Annotated in this window: 24 protein-coding genes, 1 tRNA gene and 1 pseudogene; 7 read left to right on the top strand and 19 right to left on the bottom strand. The window is 51.2% G+C overall.

The annotated features are described in order from the left end of the window. From MJ770_RS07805 to ybgC, 4 genes and pseudogenes are all read right to left on the bottom strand, one after another. Positions 1 to 849: pseudogene (locus MJ770_RS07805) on the bottom strand (hypothetical protein); the annotation flags it as partial. Next, the gene (gene tolR / locus MJ770_RS07810) at positions 846 to 1,268 is read right to left on the bottom strand and encodes a protein TolR (protein WP_239251051.1); all 423 of its coding nucleotides are present in this window, start codon (positions 1,266 to 1,268) and stop codon (positions 846 to 848) included. The pseudogene MJ770_RS07805 and the gene tolR, both read right to left, overlap by 4 nt. Then, the gene (gene tolQ / locus MJ770_RS07815) at positions 1,265 to 1,939 is read right to left on the bottom strand and encodes a protein TolQ (RefSeq protein WP_239251052.1); all 675 of its coding nucleotides are present in this window, start codon (positions 1,937 to 1,939) and stop codon (positions 1,265 to 1,267) included. Before tolQ ends, tolR begins: the two co-directional genes overlap by 4 nt. A 3-nt stretch (positions 1,940 to 1,942) precedes the next feature. Beyond that, complete coding sequence (ybgC, locus tag MJ770_RS07820) at positions 1,943 to 2,374, bottom strand: tol-pal system-associated acyl-CoA thioesterase (protein ID WP_239251053.1); 432 nt, start codon at positions 2,372 to 2,374, stop codon at positions 1,943 to 1,945. A gap of 753 nt (positions 2,375 to 3,127) precedes the next feature. Between ybgC and bioD the strand changes: the two genes are divergently transcribed. From bioD to lolA, 3 genes are all read left to right on the top strand, one after another. After that, positions 3,128 to 3,796, top strand: coding sequence for a dethiobiotin synthase (gene bioD, locus MJ770_RS07825; RefSeq protein WP_239251054.1), 669 nt, complete (start codon positions 3,128 to 3,130; stop codon positions 3,794 to 3,796). Positions 3,797 to 4,168: 372 nt separating this feature from the next. Continuing rightward, positions 4,169 to 6,451 (top strand): DNA translocase FtsK, encoded by a 2,283-nt coding sequence (locus MJ770_RS07830; RefSeq protein ID WP_239251055.1) that lies wholly within the window; start codon positions 4,169 to 4,171, stop codon positions 6,449 to 6,451. Between the two features lie 65 nt (positions 6,452 to 6,516). Further along, entirely contained in the window at positions 6,517 to 7,128 is a 612-nt protein-coding gene (lolA, locus tag MJ770_RS07835; protein ID WP_239251056.1) for an outer membrane lipoprotein chaperone LolA, read from the top strand. Positions 7,129 to 7,180: 52 nt separating this feature from the next. Here the strand turns inward: lolA and MJ770_RS07840 are convergent, their stop codons facing one another. Further along, on the bottom strand, positions 7,181 to 7,831 hold the full coding sequence (locus MJ770_RS07840; RefSeq protein WP_239251057.1) for a carbonic anhydrase family protein: 651 nt from the start codon (positions 7,829 to 7,831) through the stop codon (positions 7,181 to 7,183). A 233-nt stretch (positions 7,832 to 8,064) separates the two neighbouring features. Here MJ770_RS07840 and MJ770_RS07845 point away from each other — a divergent pair, with 233 nt between their 5' ends. The 3 genes from MJ770_RS07845 (at position 8,065) to MJ770_RS07855 (ending at position 11,486) form a co-directional block, all read left to right on the top strand. Continuing rightward, entirely contained in the window at positions 8,065 to 9,393 is a 1,329-nt protein-coding gene (locus tag MJ770_RS07845) for a replication-associated recombination protein A (RefSeq protein ID WP_239251058.1), read from the top strand. A 46-nt stretch (positions 9,394 to 9,439) separates the two neighbouring features. After that, on the top strand, positions 9,440 to 10,735 hold the full coding sequence (gene serS, locus MJ770_RS07850; protein WP_239251059.1) for a serine--tRNA ligase: 1,296 nt from the start codon (positions 9,440 to 9,442) through the stop codon (positions 10,733 to 10,735). 244 nt (positions 10,736 to 10,979) lie between these two features. Further along, positions 10,980 to 11,486 (top strand): hypothetical protein, encoded by a 507-nt coding sequence (locus MJ770_RS07855; RefSeq protein ID WP_239251060.1) that lies wholly within the window; start codon positions 10,980 to 10,982, stop codon positions 11,484 to 11,486. Between the two features lie 107 nt (positions 11,487 to 11,593). On the opposite strand, the gene mltF is transcribed toward MJ770_RS07855, so the two are convergent. Then, positions 11,594 to 12,994: a membrane-bound lytic murein transglycosylase MltF gene (mltF, locus tag MJ770_RS07860; protein WP_239251061.1), complete on the bottom strand. Its 1,401-nt coding sequence runs from the start codon at positions 12,992 to 12,994 to the stop codon at positions 11,594 to 11,596. A gap of 51 nt (positions 12,995 to 13,045) precedes the next feature. Here mltF and MJ770_RS07865 point away from each other — a divergent pair. After that, positions 13,046 to 13,135 (top strand) — tRNA-Ser (locus tag MJ770_RS07865). A gap of 712 nt (positions 13,136 to 13,847) precedes the next feature. Here the strand turns inward: MJ770_RS07865 and MJ770_RS07870 are convergent. The 13 genes from MJ770_RS07870 to MJ770_RS07930 all read right to left on the bottom strand — a co-directional run bounded on the left by MJ770_RS07870 (position 13,848) and on the right by MJ770_RS07930 (position 25,514). Further along, complete coding sequence (locus MJ770_RS07870; RefSeq protein ID WP_239251062.1) at positions 13,848 to 14,273, bottom strand: universal stress protein; 426 nt, start codon at positions 14,271 to 14,273, stop codon at positions 13,848 to 13,850. Positions 14,274 to 14,529: 256 nt separating this feature from the next. Next, the gene (locus MJ770_RS07875; protein ID WP_239251063.1) at positions 14,530 to 16,191 is read right to left on the bottom strand and encodes a complex I subunit 5 family protein; all 1,662 of its coding nucleotides are present in this window, start codon (positions 16,189 to 16,191) and stop codon (positions 14,530 to 14,532) included. Then, entirely contained in the window at positions 16,188 to 17,699 is a 1,512-nt protein-coding gene (locus tag MJ770_RS07880; RefSeq protein WP_239251064.1) for a monovalent cation/H+ antiporter subunit D family protein, read from the bottom strand. The genes MJ770_RS07875 and MJ770_RS07880 overlap by 4 nt, the downstream gene beginning before the upstream one ends. Next, positions 17,696 to 19,138 carry a complex I subunit 5 family protein gene (locus MJ770_RS07885; RefSeq protein ID WP_239251065.1) on the bottom strand — a complete coding sequence of 481 codons (1,443 nt, stop codon included), beginning with the start codon at positions 19,136 to 19,138 and terminating at the stop codon, positions 17,696 to 17,698. Before MJ770_RS07885 ends, MJ770_RS07880 begins: the two co-directional genes overlap by 4 nt. Next, positions 19,131 to 19,451: an NADH-quinone oxidoreductase subunit K gene (locus MJ770_RS07890; RefSeq protein WP_239251066.1), complete on the bottom strand. Its 321-nt coding sequence runs from the start codon at positions 19,449 to 19,451 to the stop codon at positions 19,131 to 19,133. The genes MJ770_RS07885 and MJ770_RS07890 overlap by 8 nt, the downstream gene beginning before the upstream one ends. Further along, positions 19,448 to 19,975, bottom strand: a complete 528-nt coding sequence (locus MJ770_RS07895; protein ID WP_239251067.1) for an MnhB domain-containing protein — start codon at positions 19,973 to 19,975, stop codon at positions 19,448 to 19,450. Before MJ770_RS07895 ends, MJ770_RS07890 begins: the two co-directional genes overlap by 4 nt. A 137-nt stretch (positions 19,976 to 20,112) precedes the next feature. After that, positions 20,113 to 20,361: a Na(+)/H(+) antiporter subunit B gene (locus tag MJ770_RS07900; RefSeq protein ID WP_239251068.1), complete on the bottom strand. Its 249-nt coding sequence runs from the start codon at positions 20,359 to 20,361 to the stop codon at positions 20,113 to 20,115. Beyond that, positions 20,358 to 20,672 (bottom strand): monovalent cation/H(+) antiporter subunit G, encoded by a 315-nt coding sequence (gene mnhG / locus MJ770_RS07905; protein ID WP_239251069.1) that lies wholly within the window; start codon positions 20,670 to 20,672, stop codon positions 20,358 to 20,360. Before mnhG ends, MJ770_RS07900 begins: the two co-directional genes overlap by 4 nt. After that, the gene (locus tag MJ770_RS07910) at positions 20,659 to 20,931 is read right to left on the bottom strand and encodes a monovalent cation/H+ antiporter complex subunit F (protein ID WP_239251070.1); all 273 of its coding nucleotides are present in this window, start codon (positions 20,929 to 20,931) and stop codon (positions 20,659 to 20,661) included. The genes mnhG and MJ770_RS07910 overlap by 14 nt, the downstream gene beginning before the upstream one ends. Further along, positions 20,928 to 21,440, bottom strand: coding sequence for a Na+/H+ antiporter subunit E (locus MJ770_RS07915; protein ID WP_239251071.1), 513 nt, complete (start codon positions 21,438 to 21,440; stop codon positions 20,928 to 20,930). The genes MJ770_RS07910 and MJ770_RS07915 overlap by 4 nt, the downstream gene beginning before the upstream one ends. A 47-nt stretch (positions 21,441 to 21,487) precedes the next feature. Further along, positions 21,488 to 21,670, bottom strand: a complete 183-nt coding sequence (locus MJ770_RS07920; RefSeq protein WP_239251072.1) for a hypothetical protein — start codon at positions 21,668 to 21,670, stop codon at positions 21,488 to 21,490. Positions 21,671 to 22,277: 607 nt separating this feature from the next. Next, complete coding sequence (locus tag MJ770_RS07925) at positions 22,278 to 22,802, bottom strand: DUF2062 domain-containing protein (RefSeq protein ID WP_239251073.1); 525 nt, start codon at positions 22,800 to 22,802, stop codon at positions 22,278 to 22,280. Beyond that, positions 22,803 to 25,514, bottom strand: coding sequence for a cation-translocating P-type ATPase (locus tag MJ770_RS07930; RefSeq protein WP_239251074.1), 2,712 nt, complete (start codon positions 25,512 to 25,514; stop codon positions 22,803 to 22,805). Positions 25,515 to 25,552 lie beyond the last annotated feature (38 nt).

Consider the following 25,552-nt stretch of genomic DNA (forward strand, 5'->3'; position numbering starts at 1 on the left):
TTTCTTCTCAGCTTCCGCTTTCTTCTCAGCTTCCGCTTTCTTCTCAGCTTCCGCTCTTTTCTCGGCTTCCGCCTTAAGTTTTAACTGTGCATCAACTTTTTCTTTTTGCAGCTTAAGCTCAGACTTCGCATCTTCTTCAAGCTTTTCCTGCAATCTTTTCATTTCAGCCAACTCTAAATCGGCTTTGAGTGACGCTGAAGGTTTTACCGGCTCAGTCACTTTGGTTAACTCAGCCTTCTCCAGTTGAGCCTTTAGGTTGCGGCGTATCTTGGCAACAATATCAGCCTGTTCGGTACGAGCTCGCTCATGCTCAGCCCGTGCCTTCTGCTCTGCTAACGCTTTTTGCTCTGCTAACGCTTTTTGCTCTGCTAACGCTTTTTGCTCTGCTAACGCTTTTTGCTCTGCTAACGCTTTCTGCTCTGCTAGTACTTTCTGCTCTGCTAGTGCTTTCTGCTCTGCTAGTGCTTTCTGCTCTGCTAGTGCCTTTATCCTCTCCTGTTTCTTTTGCTCAGCCTGAACATCCACTTTTTTAACTTGCAGTTTAGGCTCTGCCTTCATCGGCCTGGATTTTTCCTGAGGCTTTTCGTTTTCAGATAACACTATATCGGCCGTAGGTGTTAACACAGGCTTACTCAGCTCGGGTTGTTCAATAGATTTAGGAGGCTCAGGTTTAACTGGAGCCGCCTCCATTCCAGGCAAACTATTCCAAATTTCCACCACCATGGCCTGTGGGGGCTGCGCCTTCCAACTAGCACCAAAATATAACAGTGCAAAGAAAGCACAGTGAATCGCAAGCGCCAATACCCCGGCGCGTAGCTTATAGGTTTTGGCATACACGATCGTGCTCATCGCCCCTTAGTTTGCGCCAACAGACCAACTTTCTTAATCTTTTGTTGCTGCAACACGTCCATAATGCTGATTACTTCTTCGTAACGCACATTCTTGTCGGCTGAAATCACAACAGGCTGATCTGCATTCTGCGCCTGTTTCTGTTTAAGTAGCTCTATCAATTCCTCTCGTGTAACGTTCCGCTCCGGCCCCTCTTCACTTCGATCATTCAGTGCCAGCGTAGAATCTTTATTGATAATCACCTCTAATGGCGCAACAGGCGGCGCAAGTGATTTACCTACGCTTGGCAGATCAATTTGCCCAGAGTTCATTAATGGCGCTGTGATCATAAATATCACCAGCAAAACCAACATTACGTCTATGTACGGCACGACGTTAATATCGCTCATGGGGCGCATGGTAGAACGGCGAGAGATCATGGCTGACGTTGCAGTACGTTAGAGAATTCTTCCATAAAAATCTCAAAACGAGAGGCTAGACGCGTAATGTCATGCGAGTAACGATTATAAGCAACCACGGCAGGTATAGCAGCAAACAAACCCATCGCAGTCGCTATCAATGCCTCGGCTATACCGGGCGCAACATGCGCCAACGTGGCCTGGCCGACATTAGCCAGCCCACGAAATGCATTCATAATTCCCCAAACCGTGCCGAATAACCCTACATAAGGACTTACCGAACCAACCGTGGCCAGAAAAGCCAAATTCGATTCCAGAATATCCATCTCACGCTGATAAGTGGCACGCATAGCGCGACGCGTGCCGTCCATCACCGCATTATTGTCTCTATCATGTTTCTTTTTGAGCTTAAGGTACTCAGTGAAGCCAGCGGCAAAGATTCGTCCCATACTGCCCGAATCACCGCGCATTACAGACGTATTTTGATATAACCTATTAAGGTCATCATTATTCCAAAATGAATCTTCAAATTCCTCACTTTGCATCACCGCCTGCCTGATAGCAAACATCTTCAGAAATATGAACCACCATGACATCAATGAAACAAGTAACAATAAACCCATTACCAATTGAACAAGCACGCTGGCGTTCTGAATCAAATGGATAAACGATAAATCCTGTGTTACATCCATAATTTACAATACCCTTTCATTTTTCCATTGCTCTCGCAATACTTCCGGTACACTCACCGGCTTGAAATTATCCGTTGTAACACATACTAAATGTATTTCCGACTCAACCAGGACATCTTTGTCTCGTTGCACGTTCTGACACAAGATCACTCGACTACGTCCGATATCTATCAATTGCACGCTGACTACAAGTAAATCGTCCAGTAAAGCAGGCTTAAGATAATCCAGCTTCAGTGAACGCACTACAAATACGATTCCGAACTCGCGCATCAACCTCGTATCACTGTAACCATAGCATTCCCGCAACCACTCAGTCCGCGCGCGCTCTAAAAAGTTCACATAATTCGCATGATATACCACCCCTCCCGCATCGGTGTCCTGAAAATACACCCGCACTGGCAGTGAAAATTTTGATTTAAGTGTTGAGTGGAACATGCTATTTAATCTTAAATCTTTTTGTCACCAAGAATCTAGCACACTATTATTGAACCAAGCCGTTCATAATCATTATTCGTATATTCGCATCTAATATTTTTTATGAGTTAAAAACTCATAAAAAATAAACCAATTTAATTTGTGTATATTTATGTGAATAGAAACAGATCCTTAACACACAAAAATCATCGCAGAACATCTCCGTTAATCATGGCACAAAAACAATTGAACTTCCAGAATTGTCGATAATTTTTTTACTGGATGGATAATCCCTGAATAATCAATCTGCTTGCCGAGCGGTGAGGACATATGAGCATGCAAGCAAGGCTGAACCGAATCTACTTACACAAGCACTCAGACAAGCCGGTACATGATGCCCCCGGGCTGATCTGCGTCTGGTTTAAAACATCGTAAAACAGTAGCACTCCTCAGGTTTGCATAACCCTAATAAAGGCGCGACGGGATAGCGCAGCGAGATTGAATATCTCGTACAAAGTTACTTTCAAAGTGCGAGCCCTGCAACTTGACCTAAAAACATTGAGATTGAATGCCAAATCAACCAAAACTTACAGGGCCCTTCTTGAGTTAAAATGAACTTCCTAACGGTTCATAATACAGAAATATTTGCATATCAGGATGCGTCTATCTTTACTTAACAGTACGCTGGCAATTGCACGCACTAGGCAGCACCAGCCTGTTATACGTCGAACCGCTCCAACCTAAGCGCAGAAACCCCTTGCATTTGAGGATAAAATGAGTTACTTCATAACAGGCACCGATACCGGCGTCGGCAAGACGCTGATTAGTTGCGCACTGCTTCATGCCTTTGCTGCGCAGGGACAGCGCGTAGTCGGCATGAAGCCGGTGGCGGTGGGTTGCGATGATGACGGGCACAATCAGGATGCGAGGCAATTGCAGGCAGCCAGCAATGTACTAGTATGCTATGGCCAGATCAACCCCTATAGCTTTCTAGATCCTATCGCGCCACACATTGCTGCACGGAACTCAGGTGTGAACATCGATTTCGCACGCATCCTGACGTCATATCACGAATTGGCGTCACAGGCGGATATAGTGATAATAGAAGGTACGGGCGGATTTAGAGTGCCACTAAATAACAATCAAGATATCGCCGATTTGGCATTGCAATTGAATTTACCTGTCATTTTGGTGGTGGGCATGCGTTTGGGCTGCCTCAACCATGCACTGCTGACAGCAAGCGCGATTGAGACATGTGGATTAAAATGTGCCGGCTGGGTAGCTAATGTGCTGAGTACAGACATGCTCGCGGTGCAAGACAATATTGTGGCGCTGCAGCAACGATTAACCGCACCGCTGATTGGCGTCATACCTTCGCAGTCGCAACCAGATGCGAGGTTGATGGCCTTGCAAATCAAACTCGAATTACTCGAAGAAATATAATGTGGCACCCTACAAATCTAACTTTGCGAGCAGCCACCTCTACGGCTTGTCTCCTTAATCCCGTTTCCTCAAAACACGATATCACTAAAAAATCATCACTAACGTATCCACTTTAAATATGCCGCGCTAAAATTTTTTTTCATTTATTGCTTTGCCTAAAAACTTGTATTTTTAGAGGTGCCCATGTTTCAATTCAGAGCTAAAAATTGCTCCATGAAACTGTTTTTTACAGAAGCAGAATGGCTTGTGTGCTAGATTGCGTGTGTAAGCTATAAAATGGTCACTACAAGGACACGCCATGACGTCTTGAGCCGGGAAGGTTGCATCTCTACTATATGATATGACAGTCAAAAAAATGGATATAAACGCACTATGGCGTTATTAAGTAACAGGTTTCAAAAAACCTCTCCGCTATCAGGTCGGTTGGCAGCATTGCTGCGCGAGTCGCGCTTGTTGCTGCTGGTTGCAGTGGCAATATATTTAATACTCATACTGTATGGCTATGATCGAAGTGACCCTGCTTGGTCGAACAGTGCCAGCGATGTTATTCCAAACAATTCGGGCGGCGTGTTTGGTGCTTGGCTGGCGGATGTACTACTATATGTCTTCGGCTTCTCAGCCTGGTGGTGGATTGCATTATTGGTGCAGCAGATATGGGTGGGCTACCACGGTATATCTCAAAGCAGCCTGTTCGATCGACGCGCCTTATGGGTAGCACTGATCGGCTTTGCCGTGTTATTACTGTCCAGCAGCGCATTGGAAGCGCTACGACTGCATACCCTAACGGCCGCGCTGCCACTCGCACCAGGCGGCATGTTAGGTATGTTACTGGGAGACGGATTGGCGCACTTGCTGGGATTTACCGGGGCCACCTTGTTTTTGCTAGTGTTGATAGCCATCGGGTTTAGTTTGTTCAGTGGTCTGTCGTGGCTGCGATTTACTGATCGGTTAGGGACGGCACTTGAAACCTTCTATTTCTGGACGAAAAATGCTTGGTTGACCTGGCAAGACAAGCGTCTTGGTGCTCAAGCATTGAGCAAACGTCAGGTCGTGGTGGAAGCAGAAAAAAAACGTGTAGAGAACCATCTCCCGATACATATCGAACAGCCACTGACCGAAATCCGAAAGTCTGCCCGCGTGTCGGAAGAGAAACAGGTCCCCCTGTTCCCAAACATGCCTGATTCGCCACTACCGCCACTAAATCTTCTGGATCAGCCGACTCATGAAGTTGAAATGCTGTCTGCCGACACATTGGAATTTACCTCACGTTTGATTGAACGCAAACTCAAAGATTTCAACGTAGAAGTTAAAGTGGTGGCGGCCTATCCAGGGCCAGTCATTACGCGTTACGAGATCGAGCCTGCAGTCGGAGTTAAAGGCAGCCAGATCACCAATTTGGTGAGAGATTTGGCACGCGCACTCTCTGTGGTCAGCATTCGCGTGGTGGAAACCATTCCGGGCAAATCCTACATGGCGCTGGAATTACCCAATCCCAAGCGGCAGATGGTACGGCTGTCCGAAATTCTCAGTTCGCAGGATTACGCAAGCATGAATTCGCCGCTTACGATGGCTATGGGCAAGGACATTTCGGGCAAACCCGTGGTTGCCGATCTGGGCAAAATGCCGCATGTCTTGGTGGCAGGGACCACTGGTTCTGGTAAGTCAGTGGCGATCAATGCCATGATTCTGAGCCTGCTCTACAAGGCCACACCACAGCAAGTACGATTGCTACTGGTTGACCCAAAAATGCTCGAACTGTCAGTGTATGAAGGCATTCCGCACTTGTTAGCACCTGTGGTGACTGACATGCGCCAAGCAGCGTCTGCACTCAACTGGTGCGTACAGGAAATGGACAAGCGTTATCGCCTGATGTCTTTACTCGGTGTGCGCAACATTGCCGGCTATAACCAGAAAGTGCGCGAAGCCATTAAAGCAGACCAACCACTGACCAATCCATTCACGCTAACTCCAGACAACCCTGAAGCAGCAGAAGAATTACCATTTATCGTGGTGTTTATCGATGAGTTGGCCGACTTGATGATGGTAGTGGGCAAAAAAGTCGAGGTGTTGATTGCGCGTCTGGCACAAAAGGCGCGCGCTTCCGGTATTCACCTGGTATTGGCGACACAACGTCCCTCGGTAGACGTTATTACAGGCCTGATCAAGGCTAACGTGCCAACACGCGTTGCGTTCCAGGTGTCCAGCAAGATCGACTCACGCACCATACTTGATCAGATGGGCGCGGAAACGTTGCTCGGGCAAGGCGACATGCTTTACTTACCACCTGGCACCGGCTACCCGCAGCGAGTACATGGCGCATTCGTTTCAGACCAAGAGGTCCATCGCGCAGCTGAATATCTCAAGGCGCAGGGTGTACCCCAATATATAGAAGGCGTGTTAACTTCATCGGATGAACTTGAAGCGGCTGGCGAAGTCGAAGGTGGAGAAAGTGCAGAAGCCGATGCACTATATGATCAGGCAGTGGATATCGTGGTTAAATCGCGCCGCGCTTCTATCTCACTAGTACAACGCCATTTGCGTATTGGCTACAATCGTGCCGCGCGCTTAGTAGAGCAGATGGAACGCGCTGGAGTGGTGACACCGATGCAGAGCAATGGTAACCGAGAAGTTATTGCACCTGCCAGACAGGAGTAGACGTTAAGCCCTAACCCACTAGACCTCTCTTGACAAGAAGAGGTCCAGGCAGAGAGGAGTTCCACATGTTCAAATATTTAAGTTTTTTAGTTTTTGTTTTACCTCTCTCCGCATATGCTGGAGCTTCCGACAAATTAAAAAATTTCATCGAGTCTACACATTCAGCACAAGCCAATTTCACTCAAGAGGTCCGGGATTCACGTGGCAAGCGCATTCAATCGGCTTCCGGCACCATGCAATTTGTACGGCCTGGGAAATTTCGCTGGGTCTATCAGAAGCCTTTTGAACAATTAATCGTTGGCGATGGTGAGAAATTCTGGCTTCACGACGTGGAACTTAATCAAGTTACAGTGAGAAAAATAGATGCCGCACTGGGCAGCAGCCCAGCCGCACTTCTGTCTGGCAGTAATGAAATAGAGAATGACTTTGAGTTGAAAGACAATGGAACCAAGGATAATTTGGAATGGCTGCAAGCTACGCCCCGAACGCAAGACACCAGCTTCGAGAAAATTCTTATGGCGTTTAGTGCGCAATCCGAGCTGATAATCATGGAATTACATGATGCCTTTGGCCATACCACCGTGCTTCATTTTTCAAATATGAAACGCAACCCGCAATTATCGCCACAACTGTTCAAGTTTGTGCCGCCCAAAAGTGCAGATGTCTTGGGTGAATAATACTTTTCCCGATTTAATTGATGTGAGGAATAAAAGCATACCTGAAAGTATTTTATTCAGGTTTATTGATAATCAATGTGTCGTCATAAAACTCTACTTTACCCGTTGTAATGTCATATTTACCGCCAACAAAACCAACCGCACCAGCGTCAGCCATCTCTTTTAATATTGAGCTACGTTCCAAGATGGAATGCATTGTACTTTTTATGTTGATAGTAGATACTTTTTCCACAAACTCAGGATTGCTTGAACTACGGTTCTCAATTACGCTTTTTTCGTTATAAATCGCTGGCTGTATTTTGCATAACAGAGCGGTCAAGTTACCCATTTCTATATGATCGCAAGCACCTTCTATAGCGCCGCATTTAGTATGGCCTAAAACCATTATTATTTTAACGCCAGCGATTTTGCAGCCAAATTCCATGCTGCCAAGAATATCATCATTGATGATATTGCCAGCAATCCGTACACTCAACACATCTCCTAAACCCTGATCAAAAATCAATTCCGCTGAGGTACGAGAATCTATACAACTTAAAATAACAGCAAATGGATGTTCGCCGTCAGAAGTTTCAATGGCTTGTTGCAACAGATTACGATTTGCTATAAGGTTTCTTTCAAACCTTTTATTTCCTTCTTTTAACAACTCTAGCGCCATTGCAGGTGTGATAGCTGATTGCATGGCTTTAGTTAAAGTTTTCATTGTTTTAGAGTGTTGCTAGAATAGTTATATGTAAACGTTCGTTAGTTTAATCAGGCGGGATCCCGCATTTTAACTTTAATTTCTGAAATTATGTATTAATTCAATTACACTTTAGTAACAATTTTAATTGGCGCAATTTGAATAATCCCAAAGTGATTATTCATGAAGGCAACTTCAAGCCTATATTGTTTTACTGCATTAACAAAGCAACTTCTCCGTAACTTAGCCTGATTATGTTTCCCACCCGCGATGACCTGTTTGATTCTCCTTCACCCGCCGCGCCCCTAGCCGAGCGTCTGCGCCCCAAGCACCTCGACGAGATTATTGGCCAAACACATCTGCTGGGGCCGGGCAGACCGCTGCGCTTGGCGTTTGAATCTGGCAAGCTGCATTCCATGATTCTGTGGGGGCCACCCGGAGTGGGCAAAACCACCTTAGCCAGACTTATGACCTCGGCATTTGATGCCGAGTTCGTGCCGCTATCGGCGGTACTGTCTGGGGTGAAGGATATCCGCGATGCTATTTCACAAGCGCAGCACACCTTGCAGCAGAGCGGACGGCACACTATATTGTTCGTGGACGAGGTGCATCGTTTCAATAAATCACAGCAGGATGCGTTTCTGCCTTACGTCGAACAAGGTTTGGTCACCTTCATTGGCGCGACCACCGAAAATCCTTCATTTGAAGTCATTAGTGCATTGTTGTCTCGCGCCCAGGTTTATGTGTTGCAAGCTTTGTCTAAAGCAGAACTGAGTCAACTGTTCAAACGTACGCAACAGCTTGCCTTACCGGACTTGGAGTTTGACAATGCCGTACGTGAACGTATCGTTGGCCATGCAGATGGTGATGCGCGCCGCTTACTCAACGCACTTGAACAGCTGCAAACCGCCGCTCAGACCGCACATATTACGCGTATTGATACCGACTTCCTGGACAACGCTTTGGCGCAAAACCTGCGTCGTTTCGACAAAGGCGGCGAAGCATTCTATGATCAGATCTCCGCCTTGCATAAGTCGGTGCGTGGATCCAATCCAGATGCGGCTCTATATTGGTTGGTACGTATGCTGGATGGTGGTGCCGATCCGCGTTATCTGGCGCGACGCATTGTTCGTATGGCATGGGAAGATATTGGTTTGGCCGATCCGCGAGCGATTCAATTAACACTGAATGCTGCCCAGACATACGAACAACTGGGCTCACCGGAAGGCGAGCTGGCCTTGGCGCAAGCGGTGCTATATATGGCAGCTGCAGCCAAGTCAAATGCAGGTTATGTCGCGTATAATGCGGCCCGCGCTTTGGTCGCCCAAGACAGTTCGCATCCGGTGCCGCTGCATTTACGCAATGCACCCACCAAACTAATGCAACAACTTGATTACGGTAAAGATTATCGTTATGCACACAATGAAACTGAAGGCTATGCAGCAGGCGAAAATTATTTCCCAGATGATATTCCAGAAGTAAGCTTTTACCAACCTGCCGAGCGTGGTCTGGAAGCGAAAATCGCAGAGAAATTAGCCCACCTTCGTACGCTGGATGCTGCAGCCAAGAAAAATGAAAAATGATTACAGCATGTAACCAAGTCAGGGTTGCATTAAGTTGGAGGAGAACATGTTAGACCTACAAGCACTACGCAATGACTTGGCCGGTGTCGCGACACGTCTGGCAACAAGGGGTTACCTACTGGACACTACTCGTTTCGAACACTTGGAAAGCACGCGTAAAATTATTCAAACACGCACGCAAGAACTACAATCCAAGCGCAACACCACCTGCAAACAGATTGGCATTAGCAAAGCTAAAGGTGAGGATGTGTCAACAATCATGGCGGAAGTAACCGGCTTGGGCGATGAGCTTAAGGAACTTGAAGCGCAACTTGAGCAGATACAGAATGATTTGCAGGAATTTCTCTCAGTTATTCCTAACACACCGCACAGTAGTGTGCCTGTGGGTAAATCAGAGGCCGACAATGTTGAAATACGCCGCATAGGATTACCGCCTGAATTTGATTTTGAAGCTAAGGATCACGTCAGTGTAGGCGAGGACGTGGGTGGGCTGGATTTCGAAACTGCCACCAAGATCAGCGGCGCACGCTTCTCGCTGTTAAAGGGTCCACTGGCTCGCTTGCATCGTGCACTGGCGCAATTCATGCTCGACATCCATACCGATCAGCACGGCTATACCGAAGTGTATGTGCCGTATCTTGTAAATGCAGACTCCATGCGTGGCACAGGACAATTACCAAAATTCGAAGAAGATTTATTCCGTGTGCCGCGTCAGCTGGGAGAAGAAGGTGAACAGAATTTCTACCTCATTCCCACAGCTGAAGTTCCTGTGACCAACATGGTGCGTAACAGCATCACTCCGCTAGAGAATCTGCCGCTGAAATTTGTGGCGCATACCCCCTGCTTTCGCAGCGAGGCCGGCTCCTATGGGCGTGACACACGTGGCATGATCCGTCAACATCAATTCGACAAGGTGGAGTTGGTGCAGATGGTGCATCCTGAGCAATCCTATGACGCACTGGAACAATTGCTAGCTCATGCCGAAACAATTTTGCAGAAACTAGCTTTACCATATCGCGTAATGAAACTGTGTACTGGTGATATGGGTTTTTCTGCCGCGATGACTTACGACATAGAAGTTTGGTTGCCCGCCCAAAATTCCTACCGCGAAATTTCTTCCTGCTCCAATTTTGAAGCCTTTCAAACACGACGTATGCAGGCGCGCTTCCGAAATGAAAAGGGAAAGCCGGAATTGCTGCATACCGTAAACGGTTCTGGCCTTGCGGTAGGGCGAACATTGGTTGCTATTCTGGAGAATTACCAGCAAGCCAATGGAAGTGTTGTTGTGCCTGAGGTACTACTGCCTTATATGGGAAATTTGGAATATCTCAAGGCATCGTAATGGTTAATGCTGTCGCAATGAAGAATAATTTAACCTACATATCAGAGGATATGCAAAAAGTGCTACCCGCAGATGTGCCACTTATTCGGTAGATGGTACTACGCTTTCTCGGCTTGCCGAGCTATACTGAAGGGATTTAGAAATTTAAAATGTCGCGACATGCACCATTCCCAGCAGCAGCAATATAATTCAAAAATGTGTCTATCTGTGGTAGGCGTTGTTGTATGAGTACAAGGAGATAGAAATGGAAGTATCAGTAATTTCAACATTGAGCAATATTTTGAAGCGCCCCATTGAGCCCAGAAGTGATGCTCTTAACCAGCGCAGAGAACTGGCAGCTGAGTTACAAGAAAATTGCCAAAAACTAACGATATTTTTGAAAGGTGCATTTCGCAAAAATGCAAACCAAGTAGATTCAGGAGCTTCAGAAAAGAAGATCATGAATCTGATGAATGACTTTCAGCATGTGGATAGCACATTTCATGAAGACACGAGTCCAATTCTGCAGTATTTGTCAATCGACATGCGATTCAAGGATATAGCACAAAGCAGCGCTGACTTTTACAAATTGGTCCTTGACCTGAAAACACTTCTCAATGAGAACGTGCCGGATTCGAATGCTCTCGAAGCTCTGAGTACAGAGGACGGATTATTTACGATGACAAGCGCTTGGCAAAGTAAACTTGACAAAATGCTGACCACAGTCAATCAAGATTACATGAAAGTCATGGCTCTTCAGTACTCTTGGTAAATCGTAAAATGTAATGAGCACTTGGAGTAAGCGTGTTGAATTAACGTGCATATTGTATCCCGTCTCTTGCAGAATGGTAGATACTTAAAAATCAGTAGCGCCGCACTTCATTCATCACGCTTTCCCAGCTTCTTATAATCTTTCGCTGGTGGGAACAGACGCGGTACGTTGCCCACAGCCAAGCTATTCAACATATCATGGTGCATACGCACCCTTTCAACCAGGATGACTGCTTCGCCACCGCGTGCATACCCGTATTTTGTTTTTTTATAATACGATGGTTGCGACAGTAGCGGCATCACCCTCTTCACATCTGTCCATTTATCTGGATTGTGACCTTGTTTCTGAGCCAGCACTCGCGCATCCTCCAGATGTCCATATCCTTGGTTATAAGCTGCCAGCGCTAGCCAGGTGCGATCGGGTTCATTGATGCGTAGCGGCAACTGCTCTTTCAACAGCTGCAAGTATTTTGCCCCGCCAATAATGCTCTGACGTGCATCTAGCCGGTTGGTTACGCCCATACGGTCAGCTGTGTTTTCAGTCAGCATCATCATGCCGCGTACTTTTGTAGGTGAAGTGGCAAGCGGATTCCAATGCGATTCCTGATAGGCGAGAGCAGCGAATAGTTGCCACTCCATCCCGGTTAAAGTAGCTGCCTCTTCAAACAGGCTTCGATAATGTGGCAATACAGTGCGCGTCTTGGTGAGAAACGCAATCGCGTCTCCTGATTTCAGCCGTTCATTATGTCCGTAATAACGATCCAGCAATCGGTGCAATGTGCCATCTTTCTTAATTCGAGTAAAAAACTTTTGTACCTCCACCAATAAATCAGCATCGGCGTCCGGCGCAAACGCCCAAGCCAGTTTGGAAGGTGTAGCAACATCAAGTGCGGAATTCAGATCAGGATGAAAATTACGTGCCAATGCAAGTTGTTCCTTGTTGGCGACAGTACATTCCAGCTTGCCCTCCGCAACTTCTTCCAGTAGCTGGGCAGCAGATCGTTTAAGGCGTCTATGCCAACGCAGCGCTGGAAATTCCTTACGTGCTTCTTGCAAAGCAACTTCCTGAGCGGAACCAGCCACGACAGCAATATTTTTTTCAAAAAGTCCCTCCATTTGCCGTAGAGAGACGTTGTAACATACTGCCTGTTCGCTTAAAGTTTGATAGGAAGGGCCAAACCTCACGCCCGCACTCTCACTCACGTTGCTACGTAATCCAGAGGCAGCCAAATGTGCCTTATTCGCAATAATGGACTCCATCACTCGATGCTGCGGCATTGGCATAAATTTTATTTCTACTTTTATTTGCTCGGCAAACAAATTGACGAGTTGGAGCTCGAATTCAGCGTCTACACTGTTCTCATCTGGCACTACGATGACCGTCAACTCTTCTCGCCATGGTTTTTTGGATGGCTTTTCAGGCGCGCAGGCAGCGAGTAAAGTGACACTTAACAATATGAGCGTGAAGAACCTTGCTCTTGAAAAAAATAGATATATAGACTTGGTCATATGAACATTCTGCCTGATTTTATACTTTGATGGTAAAATCGGCCATTCTGCGGAGAGGTGGCAGAGTGGTCGAATGCGACAGACTCGAAATCTGTTGTACGGTTTTCCGTACCGTGGGTTCGAATCCCACCCTCTCCGCCAAAAACGAATTAAGAACTTGCATTCCAACACTTAATTGCAATATATCCTCGTTTCATTTGCTGCTTTAAGTAAGAAGTCGCACTCAGATGCTCAGGTTGTGAGATGTTCCACTTATATTATGTCGTCACGCTTAAATCACGCTTGCAAACGACATAGTTAAAACTGCGCCTAACTCTAATCAAATCCGATTCATAACTCAGCTTGCCATAAAGTCTTTGGTTATGTTTTTGATTGGCTCAAGCCCAACCTATTTGGCATGGATTACATTCGACGGAAAATATTTGGTAGTGTTAATAACAGGAAATCTGGTCAATGCTTCCCATTAGCTGTTGTGGTGTTCACCGTAAGCATTAAGCTCGTTGTAATAATACGCGAGTCAAACTTGGTGACATTGAGTGTTCCTGCTGTGCGCCGCCTAATTACATTACCCCTCATATTCACCGTCCGAAACAGCCATTCTACCCTGCTGTCGTGATGAAAAATTACGTCACCCCATGTTGACTCAGAACTGACAGTCAAATTGAATCGTAAAAGTGTTCCTAAAAATTCAATTTTGCGAGCAACCGTTTCGCAGTTTGCCTGCTTACACCATCGCTAGGCTAGGTAAGGCGCGACCAAATACCGACGATCGTGGTTCATATATGCAAGCGCGAAATGTTGCCAAACGGACAGGCGGCACCTCAAATACGGCGATGTTCGCAGTGATAATCGGTTACTTGATTAAAGTAACTGGAACTTCGACCAGGTGTATGACCTTGGTCGCGACCGAACCGATCATCACAGTAGCTACAGCACTCAAGCCACGGGTTCCCATGATTATTGCATCGCAATGCGTTTCATACACATGCTGCGCAATTTCGTTGGCGGGTGAGCCGACTCGCCAACGTATCTGATATGGTACTCCCGCCGTGTCGAGAATCTGCTTGGCAGGTTGTAGAATGCGGTTGGTTTCGATGACTTGCCTATTATGCTCGGCATTCTGCTTGAGCAAGTCGGCGTACTCCCTCAGCTGCATGGGGTCATGCACATACAGCAACTCTAGTTGAACATCGGAAAAATATTTCGTCACAGATGCTGCATACCGCACCGCCCGTAATGCATTGTCAGAACTGTCACAGGGGATCAATATTTTTCGCATGCTGGCTTCCTTCCAAAAGTGTTGATCGGCGGTACTTAATGTAACGGTTGACGCAAAATGTTGTGTCACATGATATTTGCAAAAGGTATCAGTGCTCTAGTGTGTTTATTTGACTCAGATCAAAAAAGCCAAAAATGGGGAGATCGACTCTTTAGTCTTGCTGCACTTCAATACCCACTGTGTGCAGCTGTTTCTTGATGTAATGGAACGCGCGCCACTACAACGTCAAAGTCGTAATGGTACTCAATGTCTTAGGTTAGTACTCTAGCAGCACACATGCCAAGGCGACAAGCACAAACAACCACAAGCACCCAACCAAGGGCCAAGCGCACAGAATTTTCTCCATGGAACAGACTTTGGAAATTGACACTGGCGCGGCGGTAAAGATTCTTTTTGATCGGAATGGATATGGTACGGAAACACAGCGCAAGGTCGCCGCTGCCCGTTCCAACCATACCAGCACATCCCCTGGCGGGATGGCTGGGCCGCGCCATTCGCGTCGCCATGCGGTGAAGGAGATGAGTGCGATTACGAAAATCGGCCAGGCCGCAGACGCCAAACCCGAGCCAGACAGCACTGCTGCCACGGTGTCAGCATCAGCTTGCACCCAGGCCAGTGCCGCTACCGCCGCCAGCAACCCAAACCAAGGCGGCAACAGACCGATACCATCATTCTGCTTGCTTTCACGAGATGTCAGCAGCAGAAAGCGGGCCATGAGCAGACCTGTACCCACGGAGGCTAGAGGCAGAGTCCAAGCCAGTAGCTCCAACCAAGGTGTGGGCAGTCCCGTCAGGGCAACCTTCAATTGCGTCTTGGCGAGCGCTCCGCTGGTAAATGGCGCGCCTGCCAAGGCCAAGGCGGGCAGCAGCAGACCTGCCATCACCCAGCCGTTGCAGCCGAATCGCTGCGTCACCCCTACGCCCAGGAACAGGGCACCCTTGGCTAAACCATGATGCAGGGCATATAGTCCGATTGCCGGCAGCAGCAAGGGCCATGCCTTCGGCAGCAGCAGGCCAGCACCCACAGCCAGAGTCATGAGTCCCATCTGACTGATGCTGGAATAAGCTAGCAGTGTTTTCGGCTGTCGTTGTACCATCCCCACCACGATCCCGAAAAATGCCGCGAACAGGCCCAGGCCCAGCATCACAGTGCCCAGTGTCAGTACGGTCGCCTCGCCTAGAGGCAAAAAACGCAACCAGCCCAACAAACCTACCTTGATCATGGCCCCGGAGAGCACTGCGGAAGCCGGCGTCGGCGCTACTGGATGCGCGAGCGGTAACCACATGTGCAGCAATGGCACCCCGGCCTTAATTCCAAAGCCAAAAAACAATAAACCATAGGTAAGGCTGGGCATCGCAATTGCCGTCGCCCGTGCCATTTCCGGCAGAAAGTGGGTTTGCGCCGAGCCTGCCAACAGAAGCAAACCAGCGATGAGCAGTGCTTCTCCCAGCACCGCCATGATGAGATAGACCTTCCCGGCTCGTCTCGCTTCGGCACCGCCCTCATGCACCACCAATCCATAAGCAGCGAAGGTCATTACCGCGAAGGTGAGATAGAAACTGGCCGCATCCATAGCCAGGCAAACCCCCAGGTTGCCGCTCAGGGTGGCCAGAAAAAATGCGATGAAAATGTGCTGTCGCGGATCTTTGGCCAGATAGCTGCGAGCATACAACCCTGCCGTCAACCACAGCAAGGTGGTGAACACCAGAAACAAGCGCCCGGATTCATCCAGGCCAAAACGGCTGCCCAGCAGTAGCCATGGCAGATCAAGCATGTAAGCGTCCGGTGCCACCAGTGCAAATACCAGGCCCGGTAACGCCGCCCAAGGTGCCAGCAGCATACTTATGTGCCGAGTAGCCGGGAGTAGCACAAAACTGGCTAGCAACAGAGGGAGAAAGAGGAAGACTGACAAGCTCATGGCATCCAATACAGGTATTCACGGGCGGCGATCATCTTGGCCCAGGTCAGAGGAGAAAGCGTGCTGGAGGCGAACAAACCCACAAGCATCGTGGCAACAGCGGTGGCGAGTGGCGGGACAAGCAGCAGCCAGGCGGTCTCACGTCCGTTCTGCATCGGTATTTGCTCCTCTGGCCACGCTTCCGTTCGCGGCTGAAACCAGGCCCGGTACAGGACGGGCAGGAAGTAGGCTGCATTGAGCAGGCTCGATGCCAGCAATATTGCAATTACCCAGGGCATCTGTGCCTCCAAAGCACCCAGACCCAGATACCATTTACTGATAAATCCGGCGAGCGGCGGTAAACCGATCATGCCGAAAGCACCGACTGTGAAGGCAGCAGTAGTCCACGGCATGCGCCGACCGACACCATCCATCTCGCTGATCTTGTGGACACCCAAGGTCTCAGCATAATTGCCAGCACAAAAAAATAACGTGATTTTCATGATGCCCTGATGCACCAGATGCACCACACCGCCAACGGTGGCCATCGGGCCAAAGATGGCTACTCCTAAAGCGATGTAGGATACTTGGCTGATGGTGGAGTAAGCTAAGCGCCGTTTTAAATCGTCCTGAAATAGCGCACGCAACGACCCCCAAATGATAGTAACCGAGGCCATTACGGCCAGCGGCATCAGCAAATGCAGAGACTGGGAGAATTCCACGCCGTAAACGTCATACACCACGCGCACGATACCGAAAACGCCAGCCTTTACCACGGCCACCGCATGCAGCAACGCTGATACCGGTGCCGGCGCCACCATCGCCAGCGGCAACCAGCCATGCAGGGGAACCAGAGCGGCCTTCACCCCCAATCCAGCGATGAGCAGAAAGAAGATGACTCGTAACTGGCTGGTGTATTCCGGCCACAGCACCGCTAACACGCCGCCATGAGTGAACTCCACCTGTCCGGCCAGGCCGTACAGCCAGACGATACCAACCAGGAGCAGTGCGCCACCACCAAGGGTGTATGTTAGGTAGACTTGTCCCGCGCGCATGGCCTGTTCGGTGCCGCGATGAACCACCAACGGATAGGTTGACAATGTCAGAAGTTCGTAGAAAACAAAAAAAGTGAACAAGTTACCCGCCATTGCCACTCCGATGGTGGCGGTGACGCACAGGCTGAAAAAACCAAAAAAACGGTTGCGATGCGGCGAGCCTTCCAGGTAGCCGATGGCATACAGCGTGGTCAGGAACCATAGTGCCGCCGAAAGGGGGACGAACAGCATGGCCAGCGCATCAGCCTTGAATACCAAGTCCAGTCCGGGCAGGATAGTGAAGTGGTAGATATATTCCTCGCCGTGCATTACACCTCTCAGCATGTAAACAATGAGCAGCAGCTGCAGGGTCGAGCCGACCATATTGATCAGGCTACGCAGGCCGTGCCGCTCATCAGGCAAAGCAAAAATAATCAGTCCCGGCAGCAGAGAACTGAGCAACACCAGCAGGGGCAAGGTTTCGTTGAAGTTCATGCTGCCCCCAGCAAGCTTAAGACCTCGATTCCAACCAGTCCCAATACGAGACTGGCCAAGGCGAGCAATAAAATGGGCCATTCCAGCATGCGCGGCAAAAGTTGGAAGCTCGCCGTCTCCTCGACTGGCAGAAAGGCCTGACGCAGCACCTTGAACACGTATGCCGCGGAGAGCAAGCCGCCCACCACCATCACCACGATCCACCACCATTGCTCACTGGCTAGCGCCGCACCCAGCAACAGCCATTTCGCAGCAAAACCGCCCGACGGCGGCAGACCCATGATAGTCACACCGGCTAGCGCAAAAGCAAACAGAGTCAGCGGTATGCGCGTAGCCACGCCGGCGATGCCTGATATCTCGTCGCGCCCGGTGGCAGTGATCATCGCCCCCGCTGCCGCGAACATGGCAGCTTTCGCCAGCCCGTGCGCAACTACCTGCAGCACGCCGCCCTGCCAGGCGCTCTCCGCCACCTCCGCCGACATCCCTGTAGCAAGCGGGAAAAGCAGGAATAAATAACCTACCTGTGCCACTGTTGAATAGGCCACCAACATTTTTAGATGAGTCTGCCGCAGCGCCAAAAATGAACCCCAGAGTATCGCGCCAGCACCCAGCGCACCTAACAACTGCGCCGCCGTAATGCTAACAATGGGCGCAAATAGATCGAACCAAAGTCGCAGAATGAGATAGAACGAGGCCTTGATCACCAAGGCTGAGAGCAGCGCCGACACCGGCGCCGGCGCACCGCCATGGGCGGGTGGCAACCAGAAGTGGAAGGGAAACAGTGCAGTTTTGAGCATCAATCCAAGTAGCATCAACGCCGCTGCCAGCGACACCGTGGCGGGCGCGTCCGCCGCAATCAAAGGTTTCAGCGCCACGAGTGATACGCTGCCGTAAACACCATAGAGTAGCGCCACACCCAGAAGGTAGGCGCTGGAGCCAAGCAGGGTGGCCAGGAGGTAACGCATGGCCGCAGTGATCGGCCCCGCGCCGCCCACCAACGCCACCAGCCCCACCGCTGCCAGGCCAAGCAACTCCAGAGTAACGTAAATATTGAATACATCGGAGGACAGGAACAGCGCATTCATGGCCGCCAGTAGATAGCCGGTCAGCGGCCAGAAATAACGCAGGGAATTGGCATGACCGACAAAATAGGCACGCGCGTAAAAAGCGAGCGGCAAAACTATTGTTTGGGTCAGAAGCAACATCACCGTGCTGAGCCCGTCGGCCATAAGGTCGATTCCCAGCGGCGCACCCCAGCCGCCCACGGCGTACATGCGCACGCCGCCGGCTATGACCTGCTGGGCCAGTATTGCCGCCAGGGAGAGTTGTAATATCAGACATGCCACAGCCAGTCGACCACCTCGGCCCGGTCCATGCACAAAGGCCAATGTCGCCCAGATCAGGGGCGACAGGATCAGCCAAGGCATGGGATCAAACATCCAGCCTGTCCTTTCCCGTCTTTTCTTCCGGTAGTCGCATTTCGCCGTTCATATCCAGCAGCTGCCGCGCCAGGGCCAAGGCCAAGGCGGTAGCGGCGATGGCGACGACGATGCCGGTCAGCACCATGGCCTGAGGTACCGGGTCGGGGGTGCCGGCGCGCTGAGCCACACCAACCAGCATCAGGAAAATACCGCTGCCCATGATGTTGAAGGCAAGGATCTTGCGCAACAAATGCGGTTGCAGTATCAAGCCAGCCATGCCGAGGACAAACAGTGCCGCGCCGGTAAGAGCATAGACTAAGGCAGAGCTCATTTCTGAACCCCCGAATCGGTCAGAACGAGATAAAGCCCGGCCAGTATGAGGCCAAGCGATAACGTCAAGCTGGCCTCTATCATTAAGATCAGCGCACCAGCCCAGCTGAGTGGATATTGCAGTAGGGTGCCTTGCGCCATGAGCGCTACCGCTACCGCGATAAAAACCAACAAGCCGACCGCGAGACCGGCGCGTAATGTCCGACCCGGCGTGGCCCAAGCTGGCAGCAGGCCGGCCAGATGCAACAGCACCCCTGCCCCTGCCAGCACCGCCCCAGCTTGGAATGCGCCGCCTGGCCGGTGTGCCCCAGCCCACAACACATAACCTGCTACCAGTAGCATCAGTGGAGCCAGCACCCGGGTCAGGGTTTGCAGCACCGGGTTGGCGGAGGAGGGGCGATGTTGGTGGTCGGACACGTGGCGCGGCAGGGCCAGAATGCCTAACAGGGCCAGCAGCAATACGGCTATCTCCAGTAACGTATCGTAGCCGCGGAAATTGAGCAATACCGCCGTCACCGGGTGCACCACGCCGCTCATCTCGAGCTGCGCCGTTACCTGTTCCGGCAGGCGCACGGCAGCAACCGGCAGGTCCAATATTAACCAGCCAAGTGCCAAGCCGAATGCACTGGCCAAGAACAGTACCGTGACATTCAGCAAGGTTCTCATGGAGATTGCTCCCGCCGTTTTTTGTGCAGATGCGCCACTGCATCAAGCAGTAGCGCCCCAGTGAGGCCTGCACCGATGGCTGCTTCTGCCAGGGCGATATCGGGGGCGTCCAGGCGCGCCCATGCCAGCGCCATGAGCAAGCCGAAGATAATAAACAGTACCACTGCTCGAAACAGGTCTGGCGTGGTAAGGGCCTGCACTGCACTCCACAGTAAGGCGGCGACTAGCAACAGGTCAAAGATCACGGCTCGTGCTCCTCGGGATCCCAAGGTGTAATGCCCTTGGCAAAAGCGCGCCGGGCGATCAGGAAACTCAGCGTGGCGCTGGCGGCCAAGGCAAGCAGCCAGACCAGTATCAACTTAAATCCCGCCGCCACGCCGGGAGCCTGGAGCACCAGTCCAAGCACAGTGAAACCCAAACCCAGGTTGTCCGCCTTGGTCAGAGCATGCAGCCTGGTGTACACATCCGGAAAGCGCAGCAAACCCACCGTGCCGGCCAAGAAGAAAGCGGCGCCAATAATCAATAGCACCGCGCTCAACAAGTCAAGAATGTCCATTGCCCTCCTTCCCCCAGACCCTCCGAACGAAGGCGGCTCCAGTGATAACAGCCAGCAAAGTGAATACTAGAGCCGCATCTACCAGTGTCTGCCCTCCCTCCGCATAAGCCAGTAGCAACAACACCGCCACGCCGCCAGTGCCAAACAGCAGCGAGGCCAGCAAGCGGTCGGCAGGCGTCGGCCCGCGTGCGATTCGCCACAGCGCCATCAGCAGGTTTAAGAGCAGGAACGCGGCAAGAATCAAATAAAGGTCCGTCACAGTTCCTCCAAAGTCAAGCACAACATGCGTGCAATGCATGCCTCGGCCTCGCGTACTCCGCTTTCCACCGGGATGCGCTTGTCCAGCAAGTGTATCCGCAAATATTTACCCTCCAAGTCGGTGATCAGAGTACCGGGCAACAGACTCAGAGTGTTGGCCAGTAAGACGCGCGAGCGTCCCTCTGGCAGGCGCATCGGAATATCAAGCACGGCGGGGCGCAAATCGAGGCGGGGACGCAGGGCCATGAAGGCCACTTGAGCGCCGCCCATCACCGATTGCACCAGAAAAAAGCCGAGAAAGCCCACCAGTCCAGACAGAGACAGCCGAGATGTGCCAGGCGGGAACAGAGTGAGGCTGGCCACCGAGGCCAAAATCACGCTCACCAGCCCCACGCCCCAAGCAAGGAAACTGCCTTCCGTCAGAATCCACCACAGCGCAGTGAACAAGGTAGCACGCCAAACCAATACCTTAATTGGATATTTCCGGGTAGTACTCAGAGTATTTTGCATAGCTCAGCGCGCCTTGCCCAACCAGCATGCAAGATGCGAAGGGGCTTTCATGGCTTTACATCCCACGCACAGGCCAGATATCGCACCAGCAGCATAACCAGTGTTACCGCCGTGAGCGGCAGCACGAACCCGAGAACAAATAGACTAAGCACGATGGGATCCATGAATTCCTTATGCTCCAAGCAAAACAAAGGTGAACAACAACGATCCTGATTAGTGTCGTTTTTCATCTGACCGGCCTGACAAAAACAAGATGTGCAGATTTTCCCTGTGGTAGGTACTTCAGCCCCGACGTATCATCTCAGGCCATTGGGGCTAATGTACCCTCTCACAGGAATGACTGAAACTCGACACTAATAAAATCAAGACAACGATAGGCAATGCTCAATGTCCAGATGATCGCTCGAAAAGCGTCCAAGGCAATCACGGCCAACTACCCGCAGTGACATGGTTAGTCTAACAGACCGCGCACGAAAGACTTGCGCGATAGACATCATCCAATCAGCGATCTCGAAAGTAAATCGCTCATGAATTGAATCTTGTTTGCGTGCGTTTTGGGTTTTGGATGAGCTTACACCTCTCCCAGCACCAGCACGCTGGAAGCGGTCAACGCAGCCAAACCCAACTCATACAGTCTCAAATCTACGACACTGAAGATTGCCTGGGCTTGACGTACGATCTTTAATTATGAGCGTCTCTGTCTCGTCCCGTGTGATCAAATTTCGCAGCGTGCTTTGAATCTCCAGATGACCGCCCAGCCATTAAAAAAGCACAGTAAAAACTAGATTTATTTATTAAACGCGTTCACAAACAGGCTCCGCTTAACAAATTATTGATTCATAATCGCATTCTGGCGCGCCGTTTGGACAAGGTTCGCCATCGCCAGATCAGAGTGATCAACCCGTAAGTACAAAACCCAATCAGCGTGGCCGTGATGGACAGACCCACCAGCAGCGGCTTGCCTAGAGCGACCAAGCGTTGCCAAAGATTTTCACCATCGTGAGTGCTTAGTTTGTTTGCGGAATGCACTGACACCTCTTCACCAGTCACCCAAGCTCCCAGCCGATAGGCACCGTAATAAATGGGACCGAAGGTAATCGGATTGGTAATCAGGGTACTCGCTACAGCAGCCGGGACATTGGCTCGCATCAAAATGGCAGCAGTCGCTGAGAGTGGAATCTGCGCGATCGGAACAAGCAGACCGAAGAACACACCTAGCGCCACGCCCAATGCGACTCCGCGCCGCGACCAATGCCACAACTTAGGATCGTGTAGCCAAGGACCGAGCCAGGCGAGCCAGCGGTTGCCGAAAATCTGTTCCCGACTCGGTATATAGCGTTGTAAACGTCTTCGTAAGCTCATTCACATACTCTGGACATGCAGGCGCCGCAAGAGGGTCTTTTCCGCCTCAACTGCAAGAAAAATAAAGAAACCCAAAGCGACGATGACCAACCAAGACGCAGCGTCTAGTGCAGAAGTGTGGAATATCTGCTGCATCGGGGGCGCGTAGGTGAACAGAAGCTGAAAACCAATCAACACCACACACATCCAGAAAGCCACAGGGTTGCCGGTAAGAATATCCCGGGTGAAGGCTTTAGCGGTGAAGTAACGCGCATTGAACAGATATGCCAGTTCACCGACAACCAACATATTCACCACTGCTGTGCGCGCCACCTCAACGCTATTGTCGCGCGCTTGCTCCCATTCGAACACGATGAAGATCGCCATGATCATCAGCAGGCTGACGTAGGCGATACGCGCAGCCAGCACCCGTGTAATCAAGGGTTCAAAGGGGCGGCGTGGCGGGCGCAGCATAACACCTGACTCGGCCGGTTCGAAAGCCAGCGACAGTGCCAACGTCACAGCTGTGATCATGTTGACCCACAAAATCTGGGCGGCTGTAATCGGCAGCTCCCGACCAGCGAACACCGCGATCAGGATTACGCCCGCCTCGCCGCCATTGGTGGGCAGAATAAAGAGCAGCGACTTTTTAATGTTGTCGAATACCACGCGACCCTCGCGCACTGCATGGGCGATAGTGGCGAAATTGTCATCAGTGAGCACCAAATCGGCGGCTTCGCGGGCGGCGTCCGTTCCCTTTTGTCCCATGGCTACGCCGATGTCGGCAGCCTTGAGCGCAGGGGCATCGTTGACGCCATCTCCGGTCATGGCTACCAACTCGCCCTGGGCCTGCAAAGCGGCCACAAGACGCAGCTTGTGCTCGGGGCTGGCGCGGGCGATTATGTCAGATTCGAGAGCGCGGGGTCGTAGCGCCTCGTCGTCCATCGTCTCCACGGTTGCACCGGTGAGCACACTGTCAGCTTTCAGCCCCAATTGGCGCCCGATGGCCGCTGCAGTGGCTGCATGGTCACCTGTGATCATTTTGATACGCACTCCTGCACGCTGGCATTCTGCCACTGCTACGACCGCCTCTTCGCGCGGAGGATCGATTAGACCGACCAACCCCAGCAAAGTGAAGCGTCGCATGATGTCGTCCATGGAGAGCGCAGTGGTATTAGCAGGCATATCGCAGCGCGCCAACGCCAGTACGCGCTGTCCAGCGCTGGCGGCTTCATCCATGCGTACCTCCCAGGTGGCGCGATTGAACGCTTGACCTCCAGCATCACATACGCACAAATCAAGTATGCGCTCCGGCGCGCCTTTGAGCAGCACGAAGGCATTTCCTTGGTGATCGTGATGCAGCGTGGCCATGAATCGGTGTTCTGATTCGAAAGGAATTTCATCAATCCGGGGCATTCCCGTAACAACTTCGAGAGGATCCAGCCGGGCCTTGTGGGCAAGGGTTAACAAAGCCCCTTCGGTAGGGTCACCCACGAGATGCCAGCCTGTCGCGTCATCGTGTTTGAGTTGTGCGTCGTTGCACAACAGAGCGCAGCGAAGCAACCCTTGCAGCGCCACATCCTTAACAAAGTCCACAGCCACGCCGTCAAGATGGAAGCCACCCTCAGGGGCATAGCCAGCTCCGCTCACGTCCAATGTATGGGCGGGCAGCATGAGCCGCACGGCGGTCATCTCGTTCTTGGTGAGCGTGCCGGTCTTGTCGGAACAGATCACGGTGACCGAACCCAGCGTTTCTACCGCCGGTAGCCGCCGCACGATGGCGTGATTACGGGCCATGGCGCGGGTACCAATGGCCAGTACGATAGTCACGATAGCCGGCAAGCCCTCAGGGATAGCTGCCACCGACAGCCCCACCACCGCCAGAAAGATTTCCAGCAGCGGCATCTCGCGCACAAAATGCCCGTAGAGAAAAGTGATCAGTCCCATCGCCAGGATGAAAAGCGTGATTTGGCGGGCGAACTGATCAAGCCGTCTGGTAAGCGGCGTAACCAGCGTCTGCACCTCGCCGACCAGCTTGCCAATACAACCAATCTCAGTCGTCTGACCAGTGCCGACCACCAAACCTTGCGCCTGACCAAAGCTTACCACCGTACCAGCATAGGCCATGCAAGACCGATCGCCGATAGACTCACCGTTGGCCACTGGTTCTGCGCCCTTCTCCACGGGCACAGACTCGCCGGTGAGGGCTGCCTCGTTAACGCGCAGATTCTTCACGCGGAAAAGACGCAGATCGGCAGGTACCCGGGCGCCCGACTCTAACAGCACGATATCGCCCGGCACCAAGAGAGCGGCGTCGATCTCGTGTCGCTCGCCCTCGCGCAGCACCGTAGCGTGGCTGGCAAGCATGGCACTCACCGCTTCCAGCGCTTTCTCCGCCTTGCCTTCCTGAATGAAACCGATCACAGCATTGATGAGCACTACACCAACTATTACCCCCGCATCCACATAGTCTTCGAGCACAAATGTGATAGCACCAGCCACCATCAGCACATAGATCAATGGGTTGTGGAACTGCAACGCAAAGCGCAACCAAGGGCCGCGTCGTTCTGACGCCGGCAGGCAGTTGCGACCATATTGCTCAAGACGCCGAGCGGCCTCCTGATGACTCAGCCCAGCGTTGGTGGAAACAGACAGTGTGTCCAACACATCATTTAGAGTTTGAGCGTGCCAAGCGGGTGTGTGATCGGGTATTAAAGGGGGTATTGGCTTCATGATAAGTCCATTACATTCATAAATATAAGCCCCAGCTT

The organism is Candidatus Nitrotoga sp. M5 (genome assembly GCF_927904885.1).
Classification (GTDB): domain Bacteria; phylum Pseudomonadota; class Gammaproteobacteria; order Burkholderiales; family Gallionellaceae; genus Nitrotoga.